Annotated in this window: 18 protein-coding genes; 15 read left to right on the forward strand and 3 right to left on the reverse strand. The window is 40.2% G+C overall.

Annotated features, from left to right (window positions below):
* Window positions 1-28: 28 nt before the first annotated feature.
* From KQI58_RS01420 to KQI58_RS01435, 4 genes are all read left to right on the forward strand, one after another.
* Window positions 29-658: a lysophospholipid acyltransferase family protein gene (locus KQI58_RS01420; protein ID WP_016181492.1), complete on the forward strand. Its 630-nt coding sequence runs from the start codon at window positions 29-31 to the stop codon at window positions 656-658.
* Between the two features lie 224 nt (window positions 659-882).
* The gene (locus KQI58_RS01425; protein WP_216405825.1) at window positions 883-2,016 is read left to right on the forward strand and encodes an exonuclease SbcCD subunit D; all 1,134 of its coding nucleotides are present in this window, start codon (window positions 883-885) and stop codon (window positions 2,014-2,016) included.
* On the forward strand, window positions 2,016-5,138 hold the full coding sequence (locus KQI58_RS01430) for an SbcC/MukB-like Walker B domain-containing protein (RefSeq protein WP_216405827.1): 3,123 nt from the start codon (window positions 2,016-2,018) through the stop codon (window positions 5,136-5,138). The genes KQI58_RS01425 and KQI58_RS01430 overlap by 1 nt, the downstream gene beginning before the upstream one ends.
* Window positions 5,139-8,318: a DEAD/DEAH box helicase gene (locus KQI58_RS01435; protein WP_216405829.1), complete on the forward strand. Its 3,180-nt coding sequence runs from the start codon at window positions 5,139-5,141 to the stop codon at window positions 8,316-8,318.
* A gap of 27 nt (window positions 8,319-8,345) precedes the next feature.
* Here the strand turns inward: KQI58_RS01435 and KQI58_RS01440 are convergent, their stop codons facing one another.
* Window positions 8,346-9,065: an HAD family hydrolase gene (locus KQI58_RS01440; RefSeq protein WP_216405831.1), complete on the reverse strand. Its 720-nt coding sequence runs from the start codon at window positions 9,063-9,065 to the stop codon at window positions 8,346-8,348.
* A 780-nt stretch (window positions 9,066-9,845) separates the two neighbouring features.
* On the opposite strand from KQI58_RS01440, the gene spxA reads away from it, so the two are divergent.
* From spxA to KQI58_RS01470, 6 genes are all read left to right on the forward strand, one after another.
* Complete coding sequence (spxA, locus tag KQI58_RS01445; protein ID WP_010739854.1) at window positions 9,846-10,244, forward strand: transcriptional regulator SpxA; 399 nt, start codon at window positions 9,846-9,848, stop codon at window positions 10,242-10,244.
* Between the two features lie 237 nt (window positions 10,245-10,481).
* Entirely contained in the window at window positions 10,482-11,126 is a 645-nt protein-coding gene (locus KQI58_RS01450) for an adaptor protein MecA (RefSeq protein WP_216405833.1), read from the forward strand.
* Window positions 11,127-11,233: 107 nt separating this feature from the next.
* Window positions 11,234-12,232: a competence protein CoiA gene (locus KQI58_RS01455; RefSeq protein WP_216405836.1), complete on the forward strand. Its 999-nt coding sequence runs from the start codon at window positions 11,234-11,236 to the stop codon at window positions 12,230-12,232.
* 112 nt (window positions 12,233-12,344) lie between these two features.
* Window positions 12,345-14,162: an oligoendopeptidase F gene (gene pepF, locus KQI58_RS01460; RefSeq protein ID WP_216405838.1), complete on the forward strand. Its 1,818-nt coding sequence runs from the start codon at window positions 12,345-12,347 to the stop codon at window positions 14,160-14,162.
* Window positions 14,163-14,467: 305 nt separating this feature from the next.
* Window positions 14,468-15,649: a class C sortase gene (locus KQI58_RS01465; RefSeq protein WP_216405840.1), complete on the forward strand. Its 1,182-nt coding sequence runs from the start codon at window positions 14,468-14,470 to the stop codon at window positions 15,647-15,649.
* Window position 15,650: 1 nt separating this feature from the next.
* Window positions 15,651-16,829 carry a class C sortase gene (locus KQI58_RS01470; RefSeq protein ID WP_216405842.1) on the forward strand — a complete coding sequence of 393 codons (1,179 nt, stop codon included), beginning with the start codon at window positions 15,651-15,653 and terminating at the stop codon, window positions 16,827-16,829.
* A 31-nt stretch (window positions 16,830-16,860) separates the two neighbouring features.
* On the opposite strand, the gene KQI58_RS01475 is transcribed toward KQI58_RS01470, so the two are convergent.
* Both KQI58_RS01475 and KQI58_RS01480 read right to left on the reverse strand, forming a co-directional pair.
* The gene (locus KQI58_RS01475; protein ID WP_216405844.1) at window positions 16,861-17,508 is read right to left on the reverse strand and encodes a DsbA family protein; all 648 of its coding nucleotides are present in this window, start codon (window positions 17,506-17,508) and stop codon (window positions 16,861-16,863) included.
* On the reverse strand, window positions 17,508-18,113 hold the full coding sequence (locus tag KQI58_RS01480) for a CYTH domain-containing protein (RefSeq protein WP_216405846.1): 606 nt from the start codon (window positions 18,111-18,113) through the stop codon (window positions 17,508-17,510). The genes KQI58_RS01475 and KQI58_RS01480 overlap by 1 nt, the downstream gene beginning before the upstream one ends.
* A gap of 204 nt (window positions 18,114-18,317) precedes the next feature.
* Between KQI58_RS01480 and KQI58_RS01485 the strand changes: the two genes are divergently transcribed.
* From KQI58_RS01485 to KQI58_RS01505, 5 genes are all read left to right on the forward strand, one after another.
* On the forward strand, window positions 18,318-18,983 hold the full coding sequence (locus KQI58_RS01485) for a GTP pyrophosphokinase (RefSeq protein WP_216405847.1): 666 nt from the start codon (window positions 18,318-18,320) through the stop codon (window positions 18,981-18,983).
* Window positions 18,955-19,758, forward strand: a complete 804-nt coding sequence (locus KQI58_RS01490) for an NAD kinase (RefSeq protein WP_216405849.1) — start codon at window positions 18,955-18,957, stop codon at window positions 19,756-19,758. The genes KQI58_RS01485 and KQI58_RS01490 overlap by 29 nt, the downstream gene beginning before the upstream one ends.
* 4 nt (window positions 19,759-19,762) lie before the next feature.
* Window positions 19,763-20,656 (forward strand): RluA family pseudouridine synthase, encoded by an 894-nt coding sequence (locus KQI58_RS01495; protein ID WP_216405851.1) that lies wholly within the window; start codon window positions 19,763-19,765, stop codon window positions 20,654-20,656.
* Window positions 20,657-21,118: 462 nt separating this feature from the next.
* Window positions 21,119-22,489, forward strand: a complete 1,371-nt coding sequence (mgtE, locus tag KQI58_RS01500) for a magnesium transporter (protein ID WP_216405853.1) — start codon at window positions 21,119-21,121, stop codon at window positions 22,487-22,489.
* Between the two features lie 41 nt (window positions 22,490-22,530).
* Window positions 22,531-22,977 (forward strand): NUDIX hydrolase, encoded by a 447-nt coding sequence (locus KQI58_RS01505; RefSeq protein ID WP_216405855.1) that lies wholly within the window; start codon window positions 22,531-22,533, stop codon window positions 22,975-22,977.
* Window positions 22,978-22,998 lie beyond the last annotated feature (21 nt).

Consider the following 22,998-nt stretch of genomic DNA (forward strand, 5'->3'; position numbering starts at 1 on the left):
TTAGTTAGTTAACTGAAAGGAAGAAACTATGTTTTTTAAATTTATTCGCGTCATTGCTCGAACGATCTTGGCGGTCGTCAATGGCAATGCCCATTACCAAAATCAAGACAAATTACCAGAGGGAAATTATATTCTTGTGGCGCCGCACCGAACCTGGTGGGACCCTGTTTATATGGCTCTGGGAGCATCGCCTAAACAGTTTAGTTTTTTGGCAAAGGCCGAGCTGTTCAAGAATCCGATTTTGCGTTTCATTCTGGTGCATTTAAATGCTTTTCCTGTCGATCGCGACAAACCAGGACCAAGTGTGGTGAAGCGACCAGTCAAAATGCTGAAGGACTCGGATAAGAGCTTGATCATGTTTCCAAGTGGAACCCGTCATTCTTCTGAGCTGAAAGGCGGAATGGCGTTGATTTCTCGTTTATCGAAAAAGCCGATCGTCCCTTCTGTTTATCAGGGCCCTACCAAATTTTCTCAACTGTTTAAACGGACCCCAGTCATTATTCGTTTTGGTGATCCGATTGATCTTTCTGACATCAAAAAAATGGATAAAGCTGGATTAGCGGAGGTTGAGCGTCGTGTTCAAGGAGCCTTTGATCAGCTGGATCGGGAGATTGATCCGAATTTCAAATATGTTGCCAAAGAAAAAAACGCCGAGTAGTTACAGATTATCGACAAAGTAAGGTTCCAAGCTCAATTTTCGAGCTTGGGATCTTTTTTTGTTGGTTTGATTTCAAATTTTGTAAAAAACGCATGGATCTTTCTTTATTTTATAAAAGTTGAGAAATAAACCGTTCCTGTAGTAACATCCACTTGCTTTGCGGAAAAAAATGGCGAATCGTGTTATACTTTTGGGAAGGACTTAATTAGGAAAAGGGTGGATCAATGAAAGTTTTACATACTGCTGACTGGCATATCGGGAAAAAGCTGCACGGCTATGACTTGTTGCCAGATCAAGCATATATTCTTGATCAAATACTAAAAATCGCAAAAGAAGAGGCCGTAGAGGCCATCGTAATCGCGGGAGATTTATATGATCGTTCGGTTCCTTCTGAGGCGAGTGTTCGGTTATTAAATCAAACGATCGCTGATTGGAATTTAACGCAGCAGTTCCCGTTACTGGCGATTTCGGGCAATCATGATAGTGCGACTCGCTTAGCAACGGGAACACCATGGTTCAACCAAGCACAGTTTCATTTGCATACTCGCTTAGAAGAAGCTTTTACTCCAGTGGAAATGGGAAATAGCCAATTTTATCTATTGCCTTATTTTGAACCGGTGGATGCGCGCATCTACTTTGAAGATTCAGAGCTTCGCACGATTCAACAGGCAATGCCGAAAGTAATCGAAAAAATGCAGGAAAGCTTTGATCCGGCTAAAAAACACATTTTAGTAAGTCATTTTTTTGTTGCCGGCAGTAGCAAAACGGACTCTGAAACGAAGATCGAAGTTGGCGGACTTGATGGAATCAATGGAAATTTACTCGAATGCTTTGATTACGTCGCGTTGGGCCATCTCCATGGGAAGGACGCGCTAAAAATGGCGAATGCTCGCTACAGCGGCTCGCCTTTGAAATACTCATTGTCGGAAAAGGACCAAACAAAAGGTGTTTGGATCGTTGATACAGATACTTTGGATTTTTCCTTCCGGACATTGACACCGCTTCATGAAATCCAAGAGCTGCAGGCCAGCTTTGCTGAATTATTAGACCCAGCTTTTTACACCACGATTAATCGGGAGGACTATCTGTCGATTCTATTAGAGGATCGAGCGGTGATTCCGAATCTCATGAACCAGCTGCGCCAGGTCTACCCTCGGATCATTCAGGTAGAACGTGCGAATGGCTTTGAGACAACTGTTGAGAACCGACTGAAAAAGGAAAATATTAAAGAGAAATCTCCAGTTAATCTAACAAAGGATTTCTTTACAGAGGTTTCCCAGAATGAACTGACAGCTAAACAGAAAAAATGGATCGAAGAAGGCTTACATACGATCCTGAAAAAAGGAGGCGAGGAATAATGCTTCCAAAGAAAATCATTATGGAAAACTTTGGTCCGTTTGTTCACGAAGAAGTCGATTTTGATGAAATGACGGAGGCGCCATTATTTTTGATCAGCGGAAAAACCGGTGCTGGTAAGACTACAATTTTTGACGCGATCACCTTTGCTTTATATGGCGATGCATCGGGCGGTGTTCGGTCGTCAAACGAAATTCGATCCTCCTTTGCGGAGCCAACTGAAGAAACTAGGGTGCAATTTATTTTTGAGCATCAAGGAAGAAAATATTCCATTGAACGTTGGCCGAAGCAGACCATAGCCAAGAAAAACGGCAAAGGCGAGACGACCAAAAATCAAAAGGTTCAATTGAGCATTTTTAATGATAAGGGTAAAGAGGCTGAGGCCTATACCAAGGTGGATGCAGTGAACGAGGTCATCTATCAGATTTTAAATCTGCAAAAGGATCAATTTCGTCAAATCGTGATGCTGCCCCAAGGAGAGTTTCGAACGTTCCTCAATGCAAATAGTACTGAGAAGGAAACAGTTCTGCGGAGTTTGTTCGGCACTAGCTTTTATCGCCAGTTCACAGAAAATTTGAAGCTTCAAAAGAGTGAGCTGGAGAAATCAGTCAGTGAAATGACTACTCGTATTGATCAATTATTTCAACAAGTCGTTGCTGAAAAAGGTGTGACTTATGAGGAGTCGCTAAATCTTGCTCGCGAGTATTTACTACTGGAAGAACAAGAGCTTTTGAAAAGTCAGACGGAGTTAGCAGAAAAACAGGCTAAACAAAAGGCCCTTCAACAGCAGCTTCAAAGAGCACAGGAGCTGTCTGAAAGCTTCAAGCAGGAGCAAGAAACTCGGCGCGAGCTTCAAGAAATCGAAGTACATCTGCCAGAGCAGGAAGAAAAGAAACAGCAATTGACACGTGGAAGAAAACTCGAGAAAGTACGTCCAACCTATGATCGCATTCAAGAGTTAGAACAGCAGCAGGTTCAGCATAGCCATGAAGCAAATACGAATCAACAGCGTGCAGCTGAGCTTGAGCAGCAATATAGTGAGTGCGAAAAGCAAACGACTGATTTTGAGCAGCAGAGTGCCGAGTGGCAAACAAAAGAGCAGCAGCTGCAAAGCCTGAATGCGTTGTTGCCTTTGGTCAAGCAAAAAGAGCAGCTGATCAAACAAAAAACCGAACTGACAGATAAACAGGCGAAACAGCAGGAGCAATTATCAGAAATTATTCAACAAATAAAGGCTCACGAAGAAAAAATGAAACTGCTGGAAGCCAAACAAAATACGGAAAAAACGTGGCAGGATCGTCGCTATGAGGAACTACAGTTTCAACAGACGGTGACTCACTTACAGCAATCAGCCAAAGAGATTTTCGATCAACAGGAAGAAGAAGAGGACCAGCAGATCAAGCTGGCTCAATTGGTTGAAAAGGCCAGTCGTACAAGCAATCAATTAACGAGTGAAGTGGCGGATTATAAGAAGCTGAAAAGTCAGTGGGCTTCTGCGGAAATTGCCCGCTTAAGTATGGATTTGCTTCCGGGAGAACCTTGTCCTGTTTGCGGTTCAAAGGAGCATCCGAATCCAGCCCAGCACGCCGAGTTGACCACCGATAATTTGGGACAATTACAGGTGGCGCTAGAAACTCAGGAAGCGCGCATTAAGCAGTTAGAGTTGATTCGGGAACAGGCAGAGGCTCAGTATGAGGTTGCGATAAAAACCTTTGATCAATTACAAGAGGATCGGTTGGCGGCACAAAAGGCGCAAGAAGAGCAAATCAATTCTCTTCAGTCCGCTTTTGAAGCCTATTACCAGCTAGAAGTTGAAGCTGATTTAATAGAGATTGCTGCATTTCTCAAGGAGCGTCAAAAAGAAACGGATGAACGTTTAGCTGAGATTAACGAATCGAAACAAACCTTGCTTGACCTGAAGGCAGAGCTTAGCAATGCTCAAGCTAAAAAACTTGAGAGCGAGACCAGCTTAAATGCTGTGAAGGGTGAATTGCAAACCTTAGAGGGCAGATTGACCAGTATCGAGGAACAAACCAAAGAGTGGCAGTTGCCGACATTGGAGGCACATATTGCTGATATGCAGGGCAAGATAGACGAGTATCACACTCGCCTGCAAGCACACCAAGTCTTAGTGAAGGAACTTGAGCAGCAGCGAATCCGTCTGCAGGAAAATCAAAAGCTATTAGCTAAGCAACAGCAAGAGACGGTGGAGAACCTAGAAAAATTTCAAACGTCGCTGCAACAGCAATTGGTAGATGCAGATTTAGCGATTGAACAATTAGCAGCAATGCCTGTTGATCTGTCAAGGTTAGAACAAGAGATTACAGATTTCGATCAACAGCTTTTACTACTAAAAGATCGCCATGCTCGGTTAATAGAAACAATCAAGGATCAAGAAGAACCAGAGCTGGATGAGGTGCAAACCTTAGTGACAACCTGTGAAGCGGAAGTTACTCAATTCCAACAGCAGCATTATGCCAAAGAAAGTCAGCTGCAGCAACAACGAACTTTGATTGAGAAGATTGAGGATTTACAGGCACAAAGCAAGGAGCAATTGGACGAATTAAGCCAGATGATGCAGCTTTATCAAACGATGAACGGAGATAATCCGCAAAAAATCAGCTTAGAACGGTATGTCCTGCAATGGTATTTGGCCGAGGTTCTGCAATGTGCCAATCAGCAGCTGAATCAGCTAACCAAGGGGCGCTATCGTTTTGAGTTGAAGCAGGAAACCGGTCGATCGAAAGGAAATACTGGGCTTGAGATCAATGTTTATGATGACAATGCCGGAGCAACGCGCAGCTCTCATACCTTATCTGGCGGCGAAAGCTTTATCGCAGCGTTATCATTGGCTTTGGGACTTGCGGAAGTGATCCAGAGTCAGGCTGGCGGGGTTGCGATCGAAGCCTTGTTCATTGATGAAGGCTTTGGATCATTGGACGAAGAGGCGTTGGAGATGGCGATGGAAGCCTTGGAAGGCATTGAAAATGCGGGACGGATGATCGGCATTATCAGTCACGTACGAGAATTGAAAGAACGTATCCCACAACAAATTATTGTGGAAACTAGCGGAACGGGACGCAGCAGTATTCGTTACCAGCTAGAAGGATGGAGTGAAACGTAAATGAGATGGAGTATTCCAGAAAAAGTGATCGAACGCGGCAGAACGTATTTAAAAGAGGGACGGGTCTTATCCGTTGAGGCAGATCCGGCTCGGCGTGTTTGGCATGGTGAAGTATTAGGCAGTGAACTTTATCTGGTTGATTTAGATGGCAGTGGAAAAGAAAATGATATTTGTGCCTGCCCGTATTGGGAAGAGCATGGTTATTGCAAGCATACAGTAGCGGTGGAATTATATTTGCGTGAAAAGGGTCTCTCACGGGTAATCAAGCCAGAGACTGTCTTGCCGAAAAAAATGGAGAGCAGCATTTCTTTTGCTGATTTGTTGAACCAAGGCTTTTCAAGATTGGAAAAAGAAGCAGAGCCCTTGCAGTCCTTATTTGTTGAATTTGTGGTGGAGGCCGTTCCAACGAATCCTTATCACCCGGAATTGGATGTATTGGCTGTGTCGCTCCGTATCGGCAGTCATTTGAATAAACGCAGCTATATCGTGAAGAACCTGTATGACTTTTTACACGCGTATCAGACTGATTCAGCCTATACTGTCAATAAACAGTATAAATTCCAGATCGAGGCGGGTGCCTTTGATCCAAAATGTCGGGATCTGATCGAAGATTTAGTTGGAGTCAGTGAAACGTATCAGCTATTAGGAAAAGCCGGCTTGCAAGTCAAGGGCAAGTTAGACAAGCGTTATCTTTTATTGCCGGTTCATCGGATTCAAGAACTATTGGAAGCGATGGAGAAGACTGGAAACTTAAGTATCAAACTAGGTGAGAAAACCTATTCTGAAGTGCATGAAGGGCAAGAATTGCCACTTTCATTCACGTTGGAAAAACGTGGAGAGAATGACTTTGGTCTAACTATCGAGGATGGCTTTACCAATTATTATAGTAATTATTTCTTAGGCTTCGTTGAAAATTCCTATTATTTGATGACTCACGAGCAGCAGGATACTTATATTACACTGAAGCAGTTAATGAAGCGGCTGAAGGAACCAATTATCGCTTATGAGCAACGGCAGCTTTCACAATTATTCACGGATGTTTTTCCATATTTACGAAAAATTGGGCGCGTAATTGTTACCGATGATGTGGCAGAGATCATGAAGGAGGAGCCGTTGCGGGCGGTCGTCATCTTTCGAAAGATCAAAGGGATGGTAAAGGCAGAAGCTGAGTTTCATTATGGCAACGCTTATTTCTCTACCAATGAGGCGCATCAGCCCAAGCTGCCTAATAATGTCGAGATTTTAAGAGATCGAAAAAAGGAAAAACAAATCCTGGATCTCTTTGCTACGTATCGCTATCAAAAAATCGATACGGGCTTTGAAAAGAAATTGCCAATTAAAGACAATCTTTATTACTTCTTTAAAGTCGAAGTGGAAGAGTTTAGACGATATGCAGAAGTGCGTATGGGTAAGAAGTTGCGTCAGCTCTTCCTAGACGGAGAAGAATTCCAACCAACGATTGAGGTTGATCAGGAAGGATCATGGCTCGATATCAAGTTTGATGTGACGGGAATCAATGATAATGAAATTGATCAGGTCTTGAACAGCTTGTTGCGGAAGGATCGCTTTTACACGTTGGACAATGGCGAGGTGCTCTCCTTTGACTCAGAAGCCTTCCAGCAGACCAGTGAAATGATCGGTCAGCTGCGGGAAAGAATTAGTGCGAAGGATGGACTAATCCGCTTGCCGAAGAGCCAAGGGATTATGCTAGAACAGCGGTTGAAGGATAATCCGCAGGCGCAGTTCAGTGAAAGCTTTACCGCGATGGTGCAGGATTTGACTCATCCAGAAGATTATCAAGTGGCTTTGCCAGAGAATCTTAATGCCACGTTGCGGCCTTATCAGGAGTCTGGTTTCCGCTGGTTGAAAATGCTGAGCGATTATGGCTTTGGCGGAATTTTAGCCGATGAAATGGGTCTGGGGAAAACGATCCAAGTAATTACTTTCCTATTGGCTGAAAAAGCGCAACAACCAATCAAAGTAGTAATTGTCACGCCAGCAAGTCTCGTTTATAACTGGCAGGCGGAAATCAAGAAATTTGCGCCAAGTTTAAGTTCATCAGTCATTTCAGGCAATCGCAGTGAACGCGAGCAGCTGCTTGAAGAGGCTGACGAGATTGTTATCACGTCTTATGCAAGTCTGCGTCAGGATATTGATTTGCATGAAAAGATGGGCTATCAATTTATGATTCTTGATGAAGCGCAGATGGTGAAAAATGCCTCGACGAAAACTTCCAGCGCTTTGCGAAACTTATCGATACCGCATCGTTTCGCGTTGAGTGGTACACCAATCGAGAACAATCTGGAAGAGCTGTGGTCATTATTCCAAACGGTCATGCCAGGCTTCTTCCCAGCGATCGGACGTTTCCGTCAAATGGCTGTTCCCGAGATTGCTAAGATGATTCAACCGTTTGTTCTGCGACGAGATAAAGATACTGTCTTGCAGGAATTGCCTGAGCGGATCGAATCAAATGTCTTGAGCAGTTTGACAGAAGAGCAGAAGACGGTCTATCTCGCTTATTTAAAACGAATGAAGCAAGAGGTCGACCAAATGGATTCGGCGACATTCCGCAAACAGCGTGTAAGTATCTTAGCTGGTTTAACTCGCTTGCGCCAGATCTGTGACGATCCACGTTTGTTTATGGAAGGGTATGAAGGTGGATCTGGTAAGCTGGATCAAGTCAAAGATCTGATTCAAGCAGCGAAAGAAAATGGACGACGAGTTTTATTGTTCTCACAATTTACTAGCATGCTGTCAATCATTGAAGAAGAGTTTGCGGAGGAAGGAATTACTAGCTTTTACCTGCGAGGCAGCACAAAAGTTTCTGATCGCCTGAAAATGGTGGATGCCTTCAATGCAGGAGAAAAAGACGTCTTCTTGATTTCGCTAAAAGCTGGAGGAACCGGTCTGAACCTGACTGGGGCGGATACAGTTATTCTCTACGATCTATGGTGGAATCCGGCAGTCGAGGAGCAGGCGGCAGGACGTGCTCACCGGATCGGTCAGAAGAAGGTCGTCGAGGTATGGCGCATGATCGCTGAAGGAACGATTGAGGAACGAATGAATCAGCTGCAGCAAGAAAAACGCGAGCTGTTCCAGAAAGTTATCCAAGGCAACGAAGAACAAACTAACAAACTTACAGAAGAAGATATTCGCATGATTTTGAGTCTAGGTGAATAGAATTAGAAAAAGAAAAGTATGCCACGTTCAACGCGGCATACTTTTTTGGTTCGTCAGAAGAGACTTCAAATCCTCAAAGTTTTTGATTTCTTTTTCAAAAATAGCTGTTTGTCCATCTGGTATTTTACGATTTTGGTGATTGAACCACCAAACAGACCAGCCAGCGGCTTTAGCACCAATGACATCATTTTCAAAACTATCACCAATATATAAAAGTGATTCAGCTGCCAAATTCAATCGTGTTTCCATTAAATGGAATATTTCAGGATTTGGTTTTTGAATGCCAACCGCATCTGAAATAATCATTTTTTCAGGAGCGATCCAATGAGTCAATTGCAACGCGCTGATTTTCTCTTTCTGTCGCAATACAGGTCCATTTGTGATCAGACCCAAAGGAACATCCTGTTGATTCAAGAATGTTAGTGAATCGCTGATCTCAGAAGGTAATGTGATCGTTTTTAATGCGTGATCGTAGGCTGCTTGAAAGGCCTCCAATTCAGGTTTAGCTGCAATAAATTCAAAATCAGCTAATGCCAGACGGATTCGCTCATGACGCATTTTTGCTAAAGACCATTCTCCTGTAATGGACTTCATATAGTGGAGGTCACTATAATAGCGAAACCGAATAAACAACGTGTTCATTTCACTTTCTGGAAATGTCGGAAACAGCTCTTTGATAGCTGCAGCAAAGGGTGCTTGTTGCTTGTATAAGGTGTCATCTAAATCAAATACTATTCCTTGAATCATTTGCTCACTCCTAAGATTTCAATAGACTTATTATAGCAAAAAAATAATTTTTTTATTAGGCTGAGCAAAAAAGTAGCATGATTATATAATTCTTGTTATGTTATTCAAGCGACAAAGTAATGAAAAAAACATGGACTGGAATCAATCAAAAATATTCTTCTGAAAAAAAATAATGATTGAGCAGACGAATAAGCGCGTAAAATTAAGTTCTACCAATTTTTGGAAACTCTATAAAAATTTTGATTTTTTTTGAATATTTGAAAGCTGTATCTATTTTTGGAGGGTAAAACTGATGAAAAACTTGATACAGATGTCCGTTTTTAGTATTAAAATAAAATAACTATAAAATAATAACCTACACCCTTGAATGTGTTTTCTATTTTAAAATCGTTCTAATAAAGGCTTGATATACAAAAGTTTTATGAATATAACTATATTTTTTTGTTGAATTGATTATCAAAATTCAAAAGATAAAAAAATTCCTTTTTTTTATTTGATATAATAATTTTGCATAATCTGTATTATCGATAATACAGATTTCACAACTGTTATAGCACGGCTTCAAATGAGAGTTGCGCCACTATTTTCTCATCTTGACAAATTAAAACTGTCGTGACAGTTGTTATAGCAGAGAATTAAATTAAATAACGTTAATATTTGTAAAAAAAAAGACAGCCAACTCTTTTTTTTGTTACCTTTTTTCTGTATAATAGAAACAGATAGCAGGAAGTCACTATTACCTGTTACAAAAATTGAGAGTCAAGAAAAGGAGTGATATGCATGTTAACACTATATACTTCCCCTAGTTGTACATCATGTCGGAAAGCACGTGCTTGGCTACAGGAACATGAGATTCCTTATGTTGAACGAAATATCTTTTCTGAGCCATTGAACATTGATGAGTTGAAGGCTATTTTACAAATGACTGAGGATGGAACGGAAGAAATCATTTCGACCCGTTCGAAAGTTTTCCAAAAGTTGAACATGGATTTAGATGAATTGTCCCTAAAAGAATTGTTGGATTTGGTTAAAGAAAATCCTGGATTGTTACGTCGTCCGATCATGATTGACGAGAAACGTTTACAAGTTGGTTTTAACGAAGATGAAATTCGTCGCTTCTTGCCTCGTGATGTTCGCCAATATGAATTACGTCAAGCCCAATTAATGGCTGGATTATAGATGAATTGCCCTGCGAAAGCGGGGTATTTTTTTCGCAAATGATCGGATATCGTTCAAAGAGTAAAACCGATTTTTCGCTGTTCTGATGCTGTTTGTGAACAGAAATTAATACAACTACAAAATTACACCATTCCTTTTGTTTATAGGATTTTAATAAAATTCGACGGCTTTCTTTACTTTTAAGCGGAATCAGTTACAATGAACATATAATCTATCTTTAAAGTGAGGTGTGCCAAGATGGAGATGGAACACATCAATGAGAATACGATCCGAGTCATTATTGAGAATGAGGATTTAGCCGAACGAGGAATTACTTTTCTAGATTTATTAGGAAATCATCGGGAGATCGAATCTTTCTTCTATAGTATTTTAGAGGAAGTCGATATCGAGGATGAGTTCAAAAGTAGTGAAGCGGTCACTTTCCAAGTCCTTCCGAAAAATGACGGATTGGAACTATTTATCAGTAAAAACCTGACGCCAGAAGACATCAACAAAATGAACAATTCGACAGAGTTTGAATCAAGTGATTTTGATCAATTGATTCGTCAACAAATTTTAGCGAACTCTGAAAGTCTTGAAGAAGACGATAAAACCAGCCGCTTACGGGTTTTTCAATTGAATAGTTTTGAGGATATGATTGAATTAGCAAGCTATCACTTTTTAGATGAAGCCTGGTGTGATTTATATCTATTGAATGAGAAGTATTATTTGCAGGTTTATTTTGATCCTGAGATTTTTGGTGAATTCGGTCTTTCAGACGTGATTGCTGAAATCCTAGAATACGCTCAAAACTCCTCTGTTTCAACAGAAATGTTGGAAGAGTACGGAAAGCTTTTGATGCAGCGTGATGCGATCGAGATTACTCGTGCTCATTTTAATTAAATAGTTCAAGTACCACTGTTCATCTGAACAGTGGTATTTTTTTTAACTTACTGAAATTTGAAAATCTTTCTATTTCTAATTGCGTATCTTTTTTTGAGGTGAGAAGAATGTTGTTTGCTTACACTAAAGAAAAAGAAATGATCAGTGCATCTGAAAGCGATAATCAGCAGCGTTTTTTTTGTCCAGACTGCGGTGAGGAATTAATTCGTAAAGCAGGAAAAATTAAAATTCCCCACTTTGCGCATAGTCATAATACAGAATGCCATGGGTTGAGTGAAGGGGAAACACCGGAGCATCTACGCTTGAAGCAGCTATTTTATACATGGGGAAATCATTTTGAAGAGGCTTGGAAAATGGAACAACCATTGTGTGATTTACCGCAGCGACCTGACTTATTGCATGAACATGTAGCAGTAGAAATCCAATGCTCCTCATTGAAAAGTGCTCGTCTGCAAGAACGGATTGAGGGCTATGCTCAAAAAAGCTACCAAGACTGGTGGCTGCTTGGCAAACCGCTGTGGCCCAAAGAAAAATTTACACATCTGCAAAAACAATTTTGTTCCTTTGACAAAGACAAGGGGCTGCATTTATGGTTGATTGAGGAACAGGGGATTCGATTGCTTTACCATATCCATGAGATTGACGGTTTCGTGTATTGTGAAGAAGATTGGCCTGCTAATTCTAAAGCTTTAAAAGAAATTTTTCTTTCATCGGTCAACAAGCGGCCACCGCAGCTTGTTCCTACCATAGAAAGTGTGAATGAGCAGAAAAAAGCACTAAGCCTTAAATTGGTTCAAAGCAACCCGCGAATTCGAGGCCTGCAGCATTATTTTTATCAGGAACGGAGACATCTTTTGTATTTGCCGGAGTGGCTCTATTTTCCTAGTCGTTATTTCTTTTTTTATCAAGAGGATCTTCTAGTATTTCGGTATTTATTCCAAAAAGAAGCGAAAAATGCTTCTTTAATATTTGAGAAATTTTTGGAGTATCGTCAGGAAAATCATAGAGAGTGGGAATTTTACCGAATTGATCAGCGGGAGATATTAGAACGACTCTATCTTGAGGCAATCTTTTGTCAAAGAAAGGCTAAAGTTTCATCGGCTTAACTACTTTTAAAAATTACTTTTTTCTAAATTGTGGTACTATTGATGGTGATAAATAGTTATTCTATCACTTTTCTAAGTGAAAAAAGTAGCTTAACCAGTTAGGAGTGTTTTTATGAGTGAAGCAAAACAATTGCCCAAACGCCAAGAAGTTCCTGTTGAGCTGACTTGGGACTTAACGAAAATTTTTGCAGATGATGCTGCTTTTGAGGAGAAGTTCCAAGCCTTATCAGAGGAGTTAACCGAAGTTGATAAGATTAAGGGGACGTTGGCTCAAGGAGCAACCGAATTTTTAACAGCGATCGAATATGTTTTAGATATTTATCGCAAAGCGGAAGTTATTTATGTGTATGCTCATCTGAAAAACGATGAAGATACTGCAAATACAACAAATCAAGCTTTATACGCACGGGCTTCCAGTTTAATTGCGCAGGTTAGCGAAGCGGTTAGCTGGTTTGAGCCAGAAATGCTGGAGCTGTCAGACCAAGAAATATGGGCTTTTTTTGAAAAGGAATCCCAATTGGAGCTGTATCGCCATTTTGTTGAACAGATCATTTCTGAGCGAGCACACATTTTACCAGCTGAGCAAGAGGCGTTGTTAGCTGGTGCTAGTGAGATTTTTGGTAGTTCTGCGGATACATTTTCTGTTATGAACAATGCGGATCTGAAATTCCCAGTTGTGAAGAACGAAGAGGGCGAAGATGTCCAATTAACACATGGTGTCTATGGTCAATTATTAGAAAGTACAGATCGAAAAGTGCGTGAACAAGCGTTTAAATCCTTATATTCTGTTTATCACCAATTTCGCAACACCTTCGCTTCGACTTTGAGCACGCATATCAAAGGGCATAACTACAAGGCCAAGGTTCGTGGATATAGTTCTGCTCGCGAAGCGGCTTTGAGCGGAAATCATATTCCGGAAGATGTATATGAAACATTGACTTTGGTGGTTAATCAATATTTACCGCTATTGCACCGATATGTTGAATTAAGGAAAGAGCTACTAGGATTAGATGAGCTGCATATGTATGATTTATATACACCGCTTTTAGCAGAAGCGCCAGTTAAGTTTAGTTACGAAGAAGCACAGGCTAAGGCACTTGAGGCCTTGAAGCCATTAGGTGAGGAATATCTAGAGGTTGTGAAGAAGGCTTTTGCTGAACGCTGGATCGATGTGGTTGAAAACCAAGGCAAACGCAGTGGTGCGTATTCGTCTGGTGCTTATGATACACAACCGTATATTCTTTTGAACTGGCATGATCGGTTAGATGAGCTTTATACGTTAGTTCATGAGATGGGACATAGTGTTCATAGTTATTTCACTCGTCATACGCAGCCTTATGTTTACGGCGATTACTCAATCTTTTTAGCAGAGATTGCTTCGACAACGAACGAAAATCTTTTGACTAGCTATCTATTAGAAACAGAAAAAGATCCCAAAATTCGTGCCTATATCATCAACCATTATTTGGATGGGTTTAAAGGAACCATTTTCCGTCAGACACAATTTGCGGAATTTGAACACTTTATTCATACTGAAGATGCGGCTGGCAATCCATTGACCAGTGAACATTTAAGCAAATTCTATGGTGAATTGAATACGAAATACTATGGACCAATCGTTGTCAACGACGAAGAAATCAAGGATGAATGGTCAAGGATTCCACATTTCTACTATAATTATTATGTCTATCAGTATGCGACTGGCTTCTCGGCAGCGAGTGCTTTAGCAAAACGTATTGTTGAGGCGGAACCAGATGCGTTAGAGAAATATTTGACCTACTTAAAATCAGGTAGCAGTGATTATCCGATTGAGGTAATGAAAAAAGCCGGTGTTGATATGACCCAGCCAACCTATATCGAAGACGCGATGGAAATCTTTGCTCAACGGCTAGATGAGCTGGAAGAGCTTGTTGAAGTATTGAAAAATTAATGAAAGACAAAGCAGGAGTGGATTAGAGCTCCTGCTTTTTTTGTTGGATTTGGTTATGCCTCCTCCACTATAAAAAGTTAAAAAATATTTATTTTTATTAAAGGTTGATACTCCGTAACATTTTTATAAACACTAAATAATAGAAAAATAGGCTCGAAAAAAAGTGAATAGAACAAGGTTTCATAGAGGGAATCTTAATAAATAGGCTGTTTTATTCAAATATTTGAAAGAAATTTTACAAATGGAATTTCTCTTTTGATAATTATTATGCGAGAATTAGCATAAGTAGAGGGGGTGGAGCCATAATGAGTAAACCGAATAAAAGAGACAAGATTGATTTGCTTTTAAAGTTATCAATTGCGGTCATGTTTATAGTTGGTTTTCTAATTTTTATGTATCCCTTCGTCGTTGATTCGATCAATAATTATGTGGACCAACAACGGCTTGAAGAAGTTCAGGATAAAATGGAGGCACGTTCGGAGGCTGAAAAGAAAAAACGGCTGGCAAAGCTTGAAAAAGAAAATAAAAAATTAAAGACGATTATTCCAGGAGCAGGCAGCTTTGATGATCCTTTTGAATCTTCTTTGGAAGGAACCAAGAGTCCGAAAAAGGAATATTACGAAAAACATATGATTGGTGCAGTGTACATTCCCAAAATAAATGTAAGTCTGCCAGTTTATGATGAAACGAATGATTTTTTGCTGGATAAGGGAGCAACGGTTCTACAGGGAACCTCCTTCCCAGTTGGAGGAAAGGGTACGCATTCGGTAATCACAGGGCATACTGGTTTGCCTGAAAAGAAGCTTTTTACTGACCTAGAGTTACTGAAAAAGAAGGACAAGTTTTTCTTACATATAGAAGGAAAAAAATTAGCTTATCAGGTTGATCGTATTAAAATCGTAAAACCTGATAAGTTTGATGCGCTTAAAATTGAATTGGATCGAGATTTGGTGACGTTGTTGACATGTACCCCTTATGGAGTAAACAGTCATCGTTTATTAGTTACGGGGCATCGAATTGCTTATCCGGTTGAGGCAGCGAAAAAAATCAAGGAAACTGAAAAATATCATCGTCGACGCGTTTACTATTTGATTGCAGGCTGTGCCTTCTTCTCACTGCTTTTCGGATACTTTGTTTGGCGCAAAATTATCCTTTATCAATCGAAGAAACGCAATTACACCTTTGTTTTCTATCTATATGAGAATGGTGAGCCTTTGCCGGGAGTCCGTGCGTTGCTTACACAAAAACGAGACGTTGTACGAATAGACGGCAAGCTTGTTCATACCATTAGTGATGCATTTGGAAAAATAGAGTTCAAAAACATTCCAGGTGGCGTCTATCGTGTAGAAACGGAAAATGGACTGAGTGTAAAAGGGAAGATTTGGCGATTAAAAGATCGTAAGTTCAAGATTCTTAAACGTCGCGGATACAAAAATATTAAACAAAAAATCAAGCATTTTATTATCGAAAGTAAGAAGGTGAGCTAGTGTGAAGAGATCACCTAAGCCAAAAAGTGCCAGACGGCAGATGATTAGCAAGATTTTCATGATTTTAGTCTTTTTGGTCGGGGTACTTGTGATGATGTATCCATTTTATATCAACGCAGTCAATGACTTTATTGACCAAAAACGAATGGAAGAGGTTCAACGTCAAAACAAAGAGCAGAACAAGGAACAAGTGCGCAAGGCCAAAGAGCGGATGAAAAAACGTAATGAAGAGTTGAAAAAAAATGGCCTCGTGCCTAAAGCTCCAAAATTCACAAATAATAATGAACGAAAAATCGTTAGTGATGAATATATCCGTGAACATTTGATAGGAGCCGTTAGTATCCCTGCGATCGAAATCACTTTGCCTCTATTCGATACGACCAATGAAAAGCTGTTGCAAGAAGGAGCAACTGTTTTGCAGGGAACCTCATTTCCGACTGGTGGGATTAATACGCACTCAGTGATTTCTGCACATAGTGGATTGCCTGAGAAAAAATTATTCACTGATTTAGAGGATGTGAAAATAGGTGAGGTTTTCGTTATCACGTTGTTCGAGGAAAAACTGGCTTATGAAGTGGATAAAATCGATATCGTTGAACCAAAGGATACATCTGTGATCAACATTGAACCTGGACGCGATATTGTGACGTTATTGACATGTACACCCTATATGATCAACAGTCATCGATTGTTAGTAACGGGCCATCGCGTGCCTTATACAGAAAAAATGGCAAAGGCGATCGAAAAGGCAGATGACTCGCGGAATTTGAAACAAATACTGATTTTGGTCGGTGTCGGACTTACCATTTTGATGTTGCTTTTTGGTATTTATCGTGCAATCCATGTCTATCTTTTGAGAAAACGACGATTCAATTTGAATCTTCTTCGTACAGATGCGTCAGGAAATGTGTTAGCTGGACGAGAATTTGCGATGTACACGAAAAATGGAAAACGACCGGTCCAAAGACAAGGAATCCCGCTAGTAACAGTGACAGATGAAGCAGGTCGTGCTCGTTTTGAAAATATTCCAGGCGGTGTCTACTGCATCAAAGACAATGAGGGTGTTGGCTTCAATGTTGGAATCAAAAAGCTGCGGCAAGAGAAAATCAATCTTTACCTAACCAAGCAGCAGAAGGACTATATTTTCACTAAAAATAATGCGGTTCAGATCAAAAAATAAGGTCATTGCCAAGCGGCAATGACCTTTTCTATTAAATTAGCGATAAATGATTGTCAATATCTGACTGTCTGATTGGTCTATCTTTACTTTGTGACTCTAAGAACGCGATTAATGATTCCTTCGTGTTATATGTATCTAAAATATGGTGGATCGTATCACAGCCTTCGATCCTGATACCTGCGTCGCTATCGCTGCCGTAATTATAAATGACCGCTGACGGATGACAAGTGATCTGCATTTCATGGGCAATTTGCTGGTCTGTCAAAAAGGCTTCTTGGACAAAAGCCGAATGACGATCTTCTAAAAACATTTCTAGATCACCGCCAACTTTAGTGAACAGTTGGATCGCCATTTTTTTAGAATAAGGTTGTTTTTGTTCGCCAACCGTTTTTTGTAGCTCAACTAAAAAGTCGCGTCCACGCTTTTTACCTTGAAGGTGGGCAGCTTTAACGTCCAGCGCAGCAGAGTGGATCTCTTGAGAAAGTTCGGTTCGCAATTGGATGTCTTTTTCAGAGGCGCCGATGCGCTGCATGAATTCTGAGACCGTTTTTAAATTCATGATAGGAATCAAACGTAATTGAATTTTCATATCATATTCGTTAATTAAGCTGATAATCCGCCGTTCGATCGATAAGCATTTCTTCCCAATTGGATTAACAAATAAATAAATCTCGATCACTAGATCCCCTCCGTTTCTAAATTTTTTTCTTGCTGAGCATTCACAGCTCGAGCAATTTTATTTTGTGTTTTGCGATAAGGAAGTTCAAATTTGTTAAGCAGCTGTTTAAAATCAGCCTCATTAAAACTAGAATCAGGCACTTCTAATTCTAATTCAAAATCATGATGGTCACTATACCAACTTTCATCTAATGCCAGTTTTCCTTCAGGAATCGTGAACTCCGCTCGCCTTGTGATTAGTTTCCCAATTAGGTGCAAGTTTTTTAATGAGATAGTAAATGTTTGCAATCGATCCAAAATCTCGGTTGCTTGTGGGACAAACTGCTCTTTATTGACGGCTTGATCAACTTCTTCCAGCGATAAAACGTCGGTAATTTCTAGTAATCCGATTGTTTGTGGAACTTTCAAAGTGGCTTCAGCTTTATCAGCGAAGCGTCGAATTCTCAAACCCATGCCGTGCTGTTTTAATTGAAAATCAGCAGTATCAAAATAGAGATTCGTTTGCATGACAAATTGTTCATCCGTAACATCATAGTAACGTAACAATTTTTCATAGTCACCTTGTGTCAACATACTCTTGAATTCGATTTCAATTTCTTTGCTCACTTTTATTTTACCTCTGATCTTAAAAAATTCCTATTATAATTCATCCTCACATAGAATAACCTGAATAGTCAAACAATTAGAACTAATTCCATGAAAATGTTAGTATTTTGTAATATTCAGCAACGGAGAAAAATGTGACAATTTTTTCTATTGAAGGTTTATGATAAGATAAGTAGGAACGGAAAAAGAAGCGGGGGATTTGCGATGGAAAGAGATTGGGAGACATTTCTTGCGCCCTATGAATTGGCAGTAGCTGAATTAAAAATAAAATTACGCGGATTACGCAAACAATATCGTACGAGCGGGGATCATGTACCGATCGAATTTGTGACGGGGCGAGTGAAGCCGGTAGAAAGTATTCTTAACAAGGCGGAGTTGCGAGGAATTCCGCTAAATCGTTTGGAAGAAGAGATGTCTGACATGGCGGGGATGCGCATCATGTGCCAGTTTGTGGAGGATATCCCATTAGTAGTAGATATTTTACGACGTCGAAATGACATGAAGATTATCCAAGAGCGGGATTATATCACGAATCGGAAAGCTAGCGGATATCGTTCTTATCATTTGGTAATCGAGTATCCGGTTCAGATGTTGGAAGGCGAAAAGAAGTTACTTGCTGAGATTCAAATCAGAACCCTATCAATGAACTTTTGGGCAACCATTGAACATTCAATGAATTATAAATACAAGGGACAAATACCAGAAGATATTCAGAAACGATTATTTCGTGCGGCGGAAGCGGCTTATCAATTAGACGAAGAAATGTCTAGTATTCGAGGCGAGATTCAAGAAGCGCAGCATGTATTTAATCGTAAGGAACAGAAGAAGGAAGTGGGAAAGCATGGGGTTAAAGATCGGAATCATCCATAATCAAGAAGAAAAATCGATTCGAGTGTTGCAGCGCCTACGCGGCTTGTTGGCAGATAAGGATGATTTAGAGATCGTGGATCGTGATCCAGAATTGGTGATAACGATTGGCGGTGATGGCACCCTGTTGTCGGCTTTTCATCGATACAATCATCGTTTGGATGAAGTCCGCTTTTTAGGAGTTCATACAGGGCATTTAGGATTTTATACGGATTGGCGAGATTATGAGCTGCCTGAGTTAGTTAATAGTTTGAGTTGCGAACAAGGAAAGAGTGTCAGTTATCCACTACTGGACGTTCTTTTAACGACAACAGAAGGGGAACAAAAACATTTTTTGGCGCTAAATGAATCGACTATTCGTAAAGGAAGTCGCACGATGGTGGCAGATGTTTATATAAAAGAAGAATTATTCGAGCGTTTTCGAGGCGATGGATTAGCAATTTCCACACCGACTGGTTCAACGGCCTATAATAAAAGTGTCGGTGGTGCGGTAGTTCATCCTAGTATCAATGCGATGCAGCTAGCAGAAATTGCTTCATTGAATAATCGTGTTTTCCGAACATTAGGCTCACCAAGCATCATTGGCTCGCATGAATGGATCGATGTCCGCCTGAAAGGTAATGAACAGCATTTGATCACAATCGATCAGCTAGATATCAATCGTAAAGGTATTGCATCAATCAAATATAAAATCGCCGAAGAACGGATTCATTTTGCTTCCTATCGGCATATGCATTTTTGGCATCGAGTGAAGGATGCCTTTATTCGAGAGGATTAATTTTGTGGAATTCAAATGGACTTATCAAGAACCGACTGAATCGCTTGTGCGCAGCTTCTTAAAACGTCAAGGGATCTCAAAAAAATTATTAGCCAAAATTAAGTTTCAGGGTGGAAAAATTTTAGTAAATGAGACAGAACAAAACGTCTTGTTTTCTTTAAAAACCCATGATATTGTAACTGTTGTGATTCCAGACGAGGAAGCGCATGAAACATTATTGGCAGACGATGTGCCAATAGAAATTATTTTTGAAGATGAGCATTTGCTAGTTGTAAATAAACCAGCAGGAATTGCATCGATTCCAGCGCAGTATCATCCTCGAGGGACAATGGCCAACCGAGTCAAAGCTTATTATGTGGCTCAAGGCTACGCTGATCAAGTAGTGCATGTCGTTACCCGCTTAGATCGTGATACATCCGGCTTGATGCTTTTCGCCAAGCATGGATTTGCACATGCTAAGCTAGACCAAAGCCTGCAGCAAAAGGAATTTGTCAAAAAATATCAAGCGTTGGTCTCAGGTGACGTAGATGCTCTAGAAAAACATGGAAATATTTCTTTGCCAATCGGTCGTGATTTATCTTCTTTATTGAAGAGACAAGTGATCGAAACTGGACAAAAAGCGGAAACAGAATACTGGCTGAAAAAAAGAAATCGGCAGTGTGCACTAGTGGATGTTCAATTACATACAGGACGTACGCATCAAATTCGGGTACATTTTTCAGCGATTGGTTGTCCTTTGTTGGGGGATGAGTTATATGACGGTGCGATGGATCAAGGAATTGATCGTCAAGCCCTCCATTGCTACTCTTTAACGTTTCCTCACCCTTTCAAAAGAGAACAGCTTTCTTTTGCGCTGCCATTAACCGAGGACATGGCGAAAATAGCCAAAACGATTTAGTATAGAAGCAACTATTAAAACAAGATAGGTTATGTATGCGTGAAAAAAAGTAGTAATATAGTACAAGCAGTCTAGTAGAATGGTATCCGAAACGAGAATTGAACTATTATTTTCTATAATAAAAATAATTCATTAAAAACGAGGTAGGTTGCCAGTTCTGCTTTAAGCAGTAATTAGCCTATGAGTAAAAAACAAGAATAAAAGTAATATTAAAGTACAAGCAGTTTAGCAGAATGGTATCCGGGACGAAAATGGAACTAATTTTTCGATGGAAAAAATAATTCCTAAATATGAGCGAGGTTGCCAGTTCTACTTTAAGCAGTAATTAACGTATGAGTAAAAAAACAAAAAGTAAAAGTAGTAATACAATACAAGCAGTCTAGTAGAATGGTATCCGGGACGAAAATAGAACTAATTTTTCTGTGGAAAAATTAATTCCTAAATATGAGCGAGGTGAGATTGATGGATGAAAACCAAGAAGAATTAGAAGTGCATTTCCAACAATTACGGGAGGAGCTGGATCAGAATAATCTGCAGGCTTTTCGGGATCATTTTCTGGAAATGCATTTTTATGATCAGGGGCAATTTTATCAATCTCTAAGTGAAGAAGAACGTCAGCTCGTTTATTCTTATTTGTCACCAAAAGAATTAGCGGATATGTTTGATGTCATTGAAGAAGACGATGAGCATGTGGATGAATATCTAAATGAGATGCGTCCCCAATATGCCGCAGATATGCTATCTGAAATGTATACCGATAACGCGGTGGATTTGCTGAATGAGTTAGATAAGAAAACAGTAGCGAAGTATTTAAGCTTAATGGATTCTGAGCATGCGAATGAGATTCGCGATCTTCTCCACTATGAAGATGATACAGCCGGATCATTGATGACGACTGAATTTGTCTCAATTGTTGCAAATCAGACGATGCGATCAGCAATGTATGTTTTGAAAAAAGAAGCCCAAATTGCTGAGACAATCTATTATACTTATGTAGTAAACGATGATAATCAACTGGTTGGTGTAATTTCGTTGCGTGATTTGATTGTAAACGAAGATGATACGATGGTTTCGGATGTTATGAGCGAGCGGGTAATTTCTGTTCATGTCGGGGATGACCAAGAAGATGTCGCTCAAACATTTCGTGACTACGACTTTCTTGCTTTACCGGTAACGGACTACGAGGATCATTTATTGGGAATCGTGACGGTTGATGATATCATTGATGTAATCGATGACGAGGCAGCCAGTGATTACTCTGGTTTGGCCGGGGTCAATGTTGAAGAAGTGGATGAAAATCCTGTTAAGGCAGCTTCTAGAAGGTTGCCATGGCTGATTACCCTGCTATTTCTCGGAATGACGACGGCGACACTAATTAATCACTATGAAGCGCTGGTTAGTAAAGCAAGTATTTTGGCGGTATTCATTTCCCTGATTACTGGGACAGCGGGAAATGCTGGGACGCAATCACTGGCGGTTGCAGTCCGGCGTTTGGCGATATCTGATGATAACGAGAAGAATTTCGGAAAATTAGTAGTGGGTGAAATTCTTACGGGATTAGTAACGGGATTAGTAACCGGTGTGACGATCTTTATTATTGTCGGGATTTGGAAGCACAATTTTATTTTAGGTTTCGTAATTGGAACTGCGATGATGGCCGCTATAACAGTGGCGACCTTAGCCGGCAGCTGGATTCCAATGATAATGGAAAAATTAGGCTTTGATCCAGCCGTTGCCAGTGGTCCGTTTATTACCACCTTGAGTGATTTGACTAGTGTGTTGATTTATTTTAATATAGCCAGTCTCTTTATGGAGCGATTTATTGGACATTGATTGATTAGTAAAAGACATATGCTGAAAGTAGTGAGAAAATTTTGAAAAAAGCTTATGCCATTGTTATCCGGAATGGATTGATTTTGTTAGTCCGCCGACAGGGTATGCCTGTTTGGGATCTGCCAGGAGGCGAACTTCTGCCCAATGAGAATGAACGGGAAGGAATCCAGCGCTTAGTTAAAGAGCAGCTTTCTTTTGATAGTACTATTGACGATTTAATTGGAATTTATACAAAAGAATATCATGATGAAATTATTTACGTTTATAAAGTACAAGAAAAAGTTTCGCAAAGTAAAATGGAATCACAGGATTATGTGGCCTTCAATTTCTTTGATCTTCAAAATTTGCCACTAAACATTTTCCCGGATCGCCATCGCCAGATCAAAGATTATAAGACGGGGCGCTATCCAGTACGCTTGCGTTTTAAAGAAAATCGCTGGCTTATTCGAATTGAAAAATTTATTAAGGAACGAAAAAAAGAGAAGTGACTCAAAAATGAGCCGCTTCTC

The organism is Enterococcus raffinosus (assembly GCF_018917525.1).
GTDB lineage: Bacteria > Bacillota > Bacilli > Lactobacillales > Enterococcaceae > Enterococcus_A > Enterococcus_A raffinosus_A.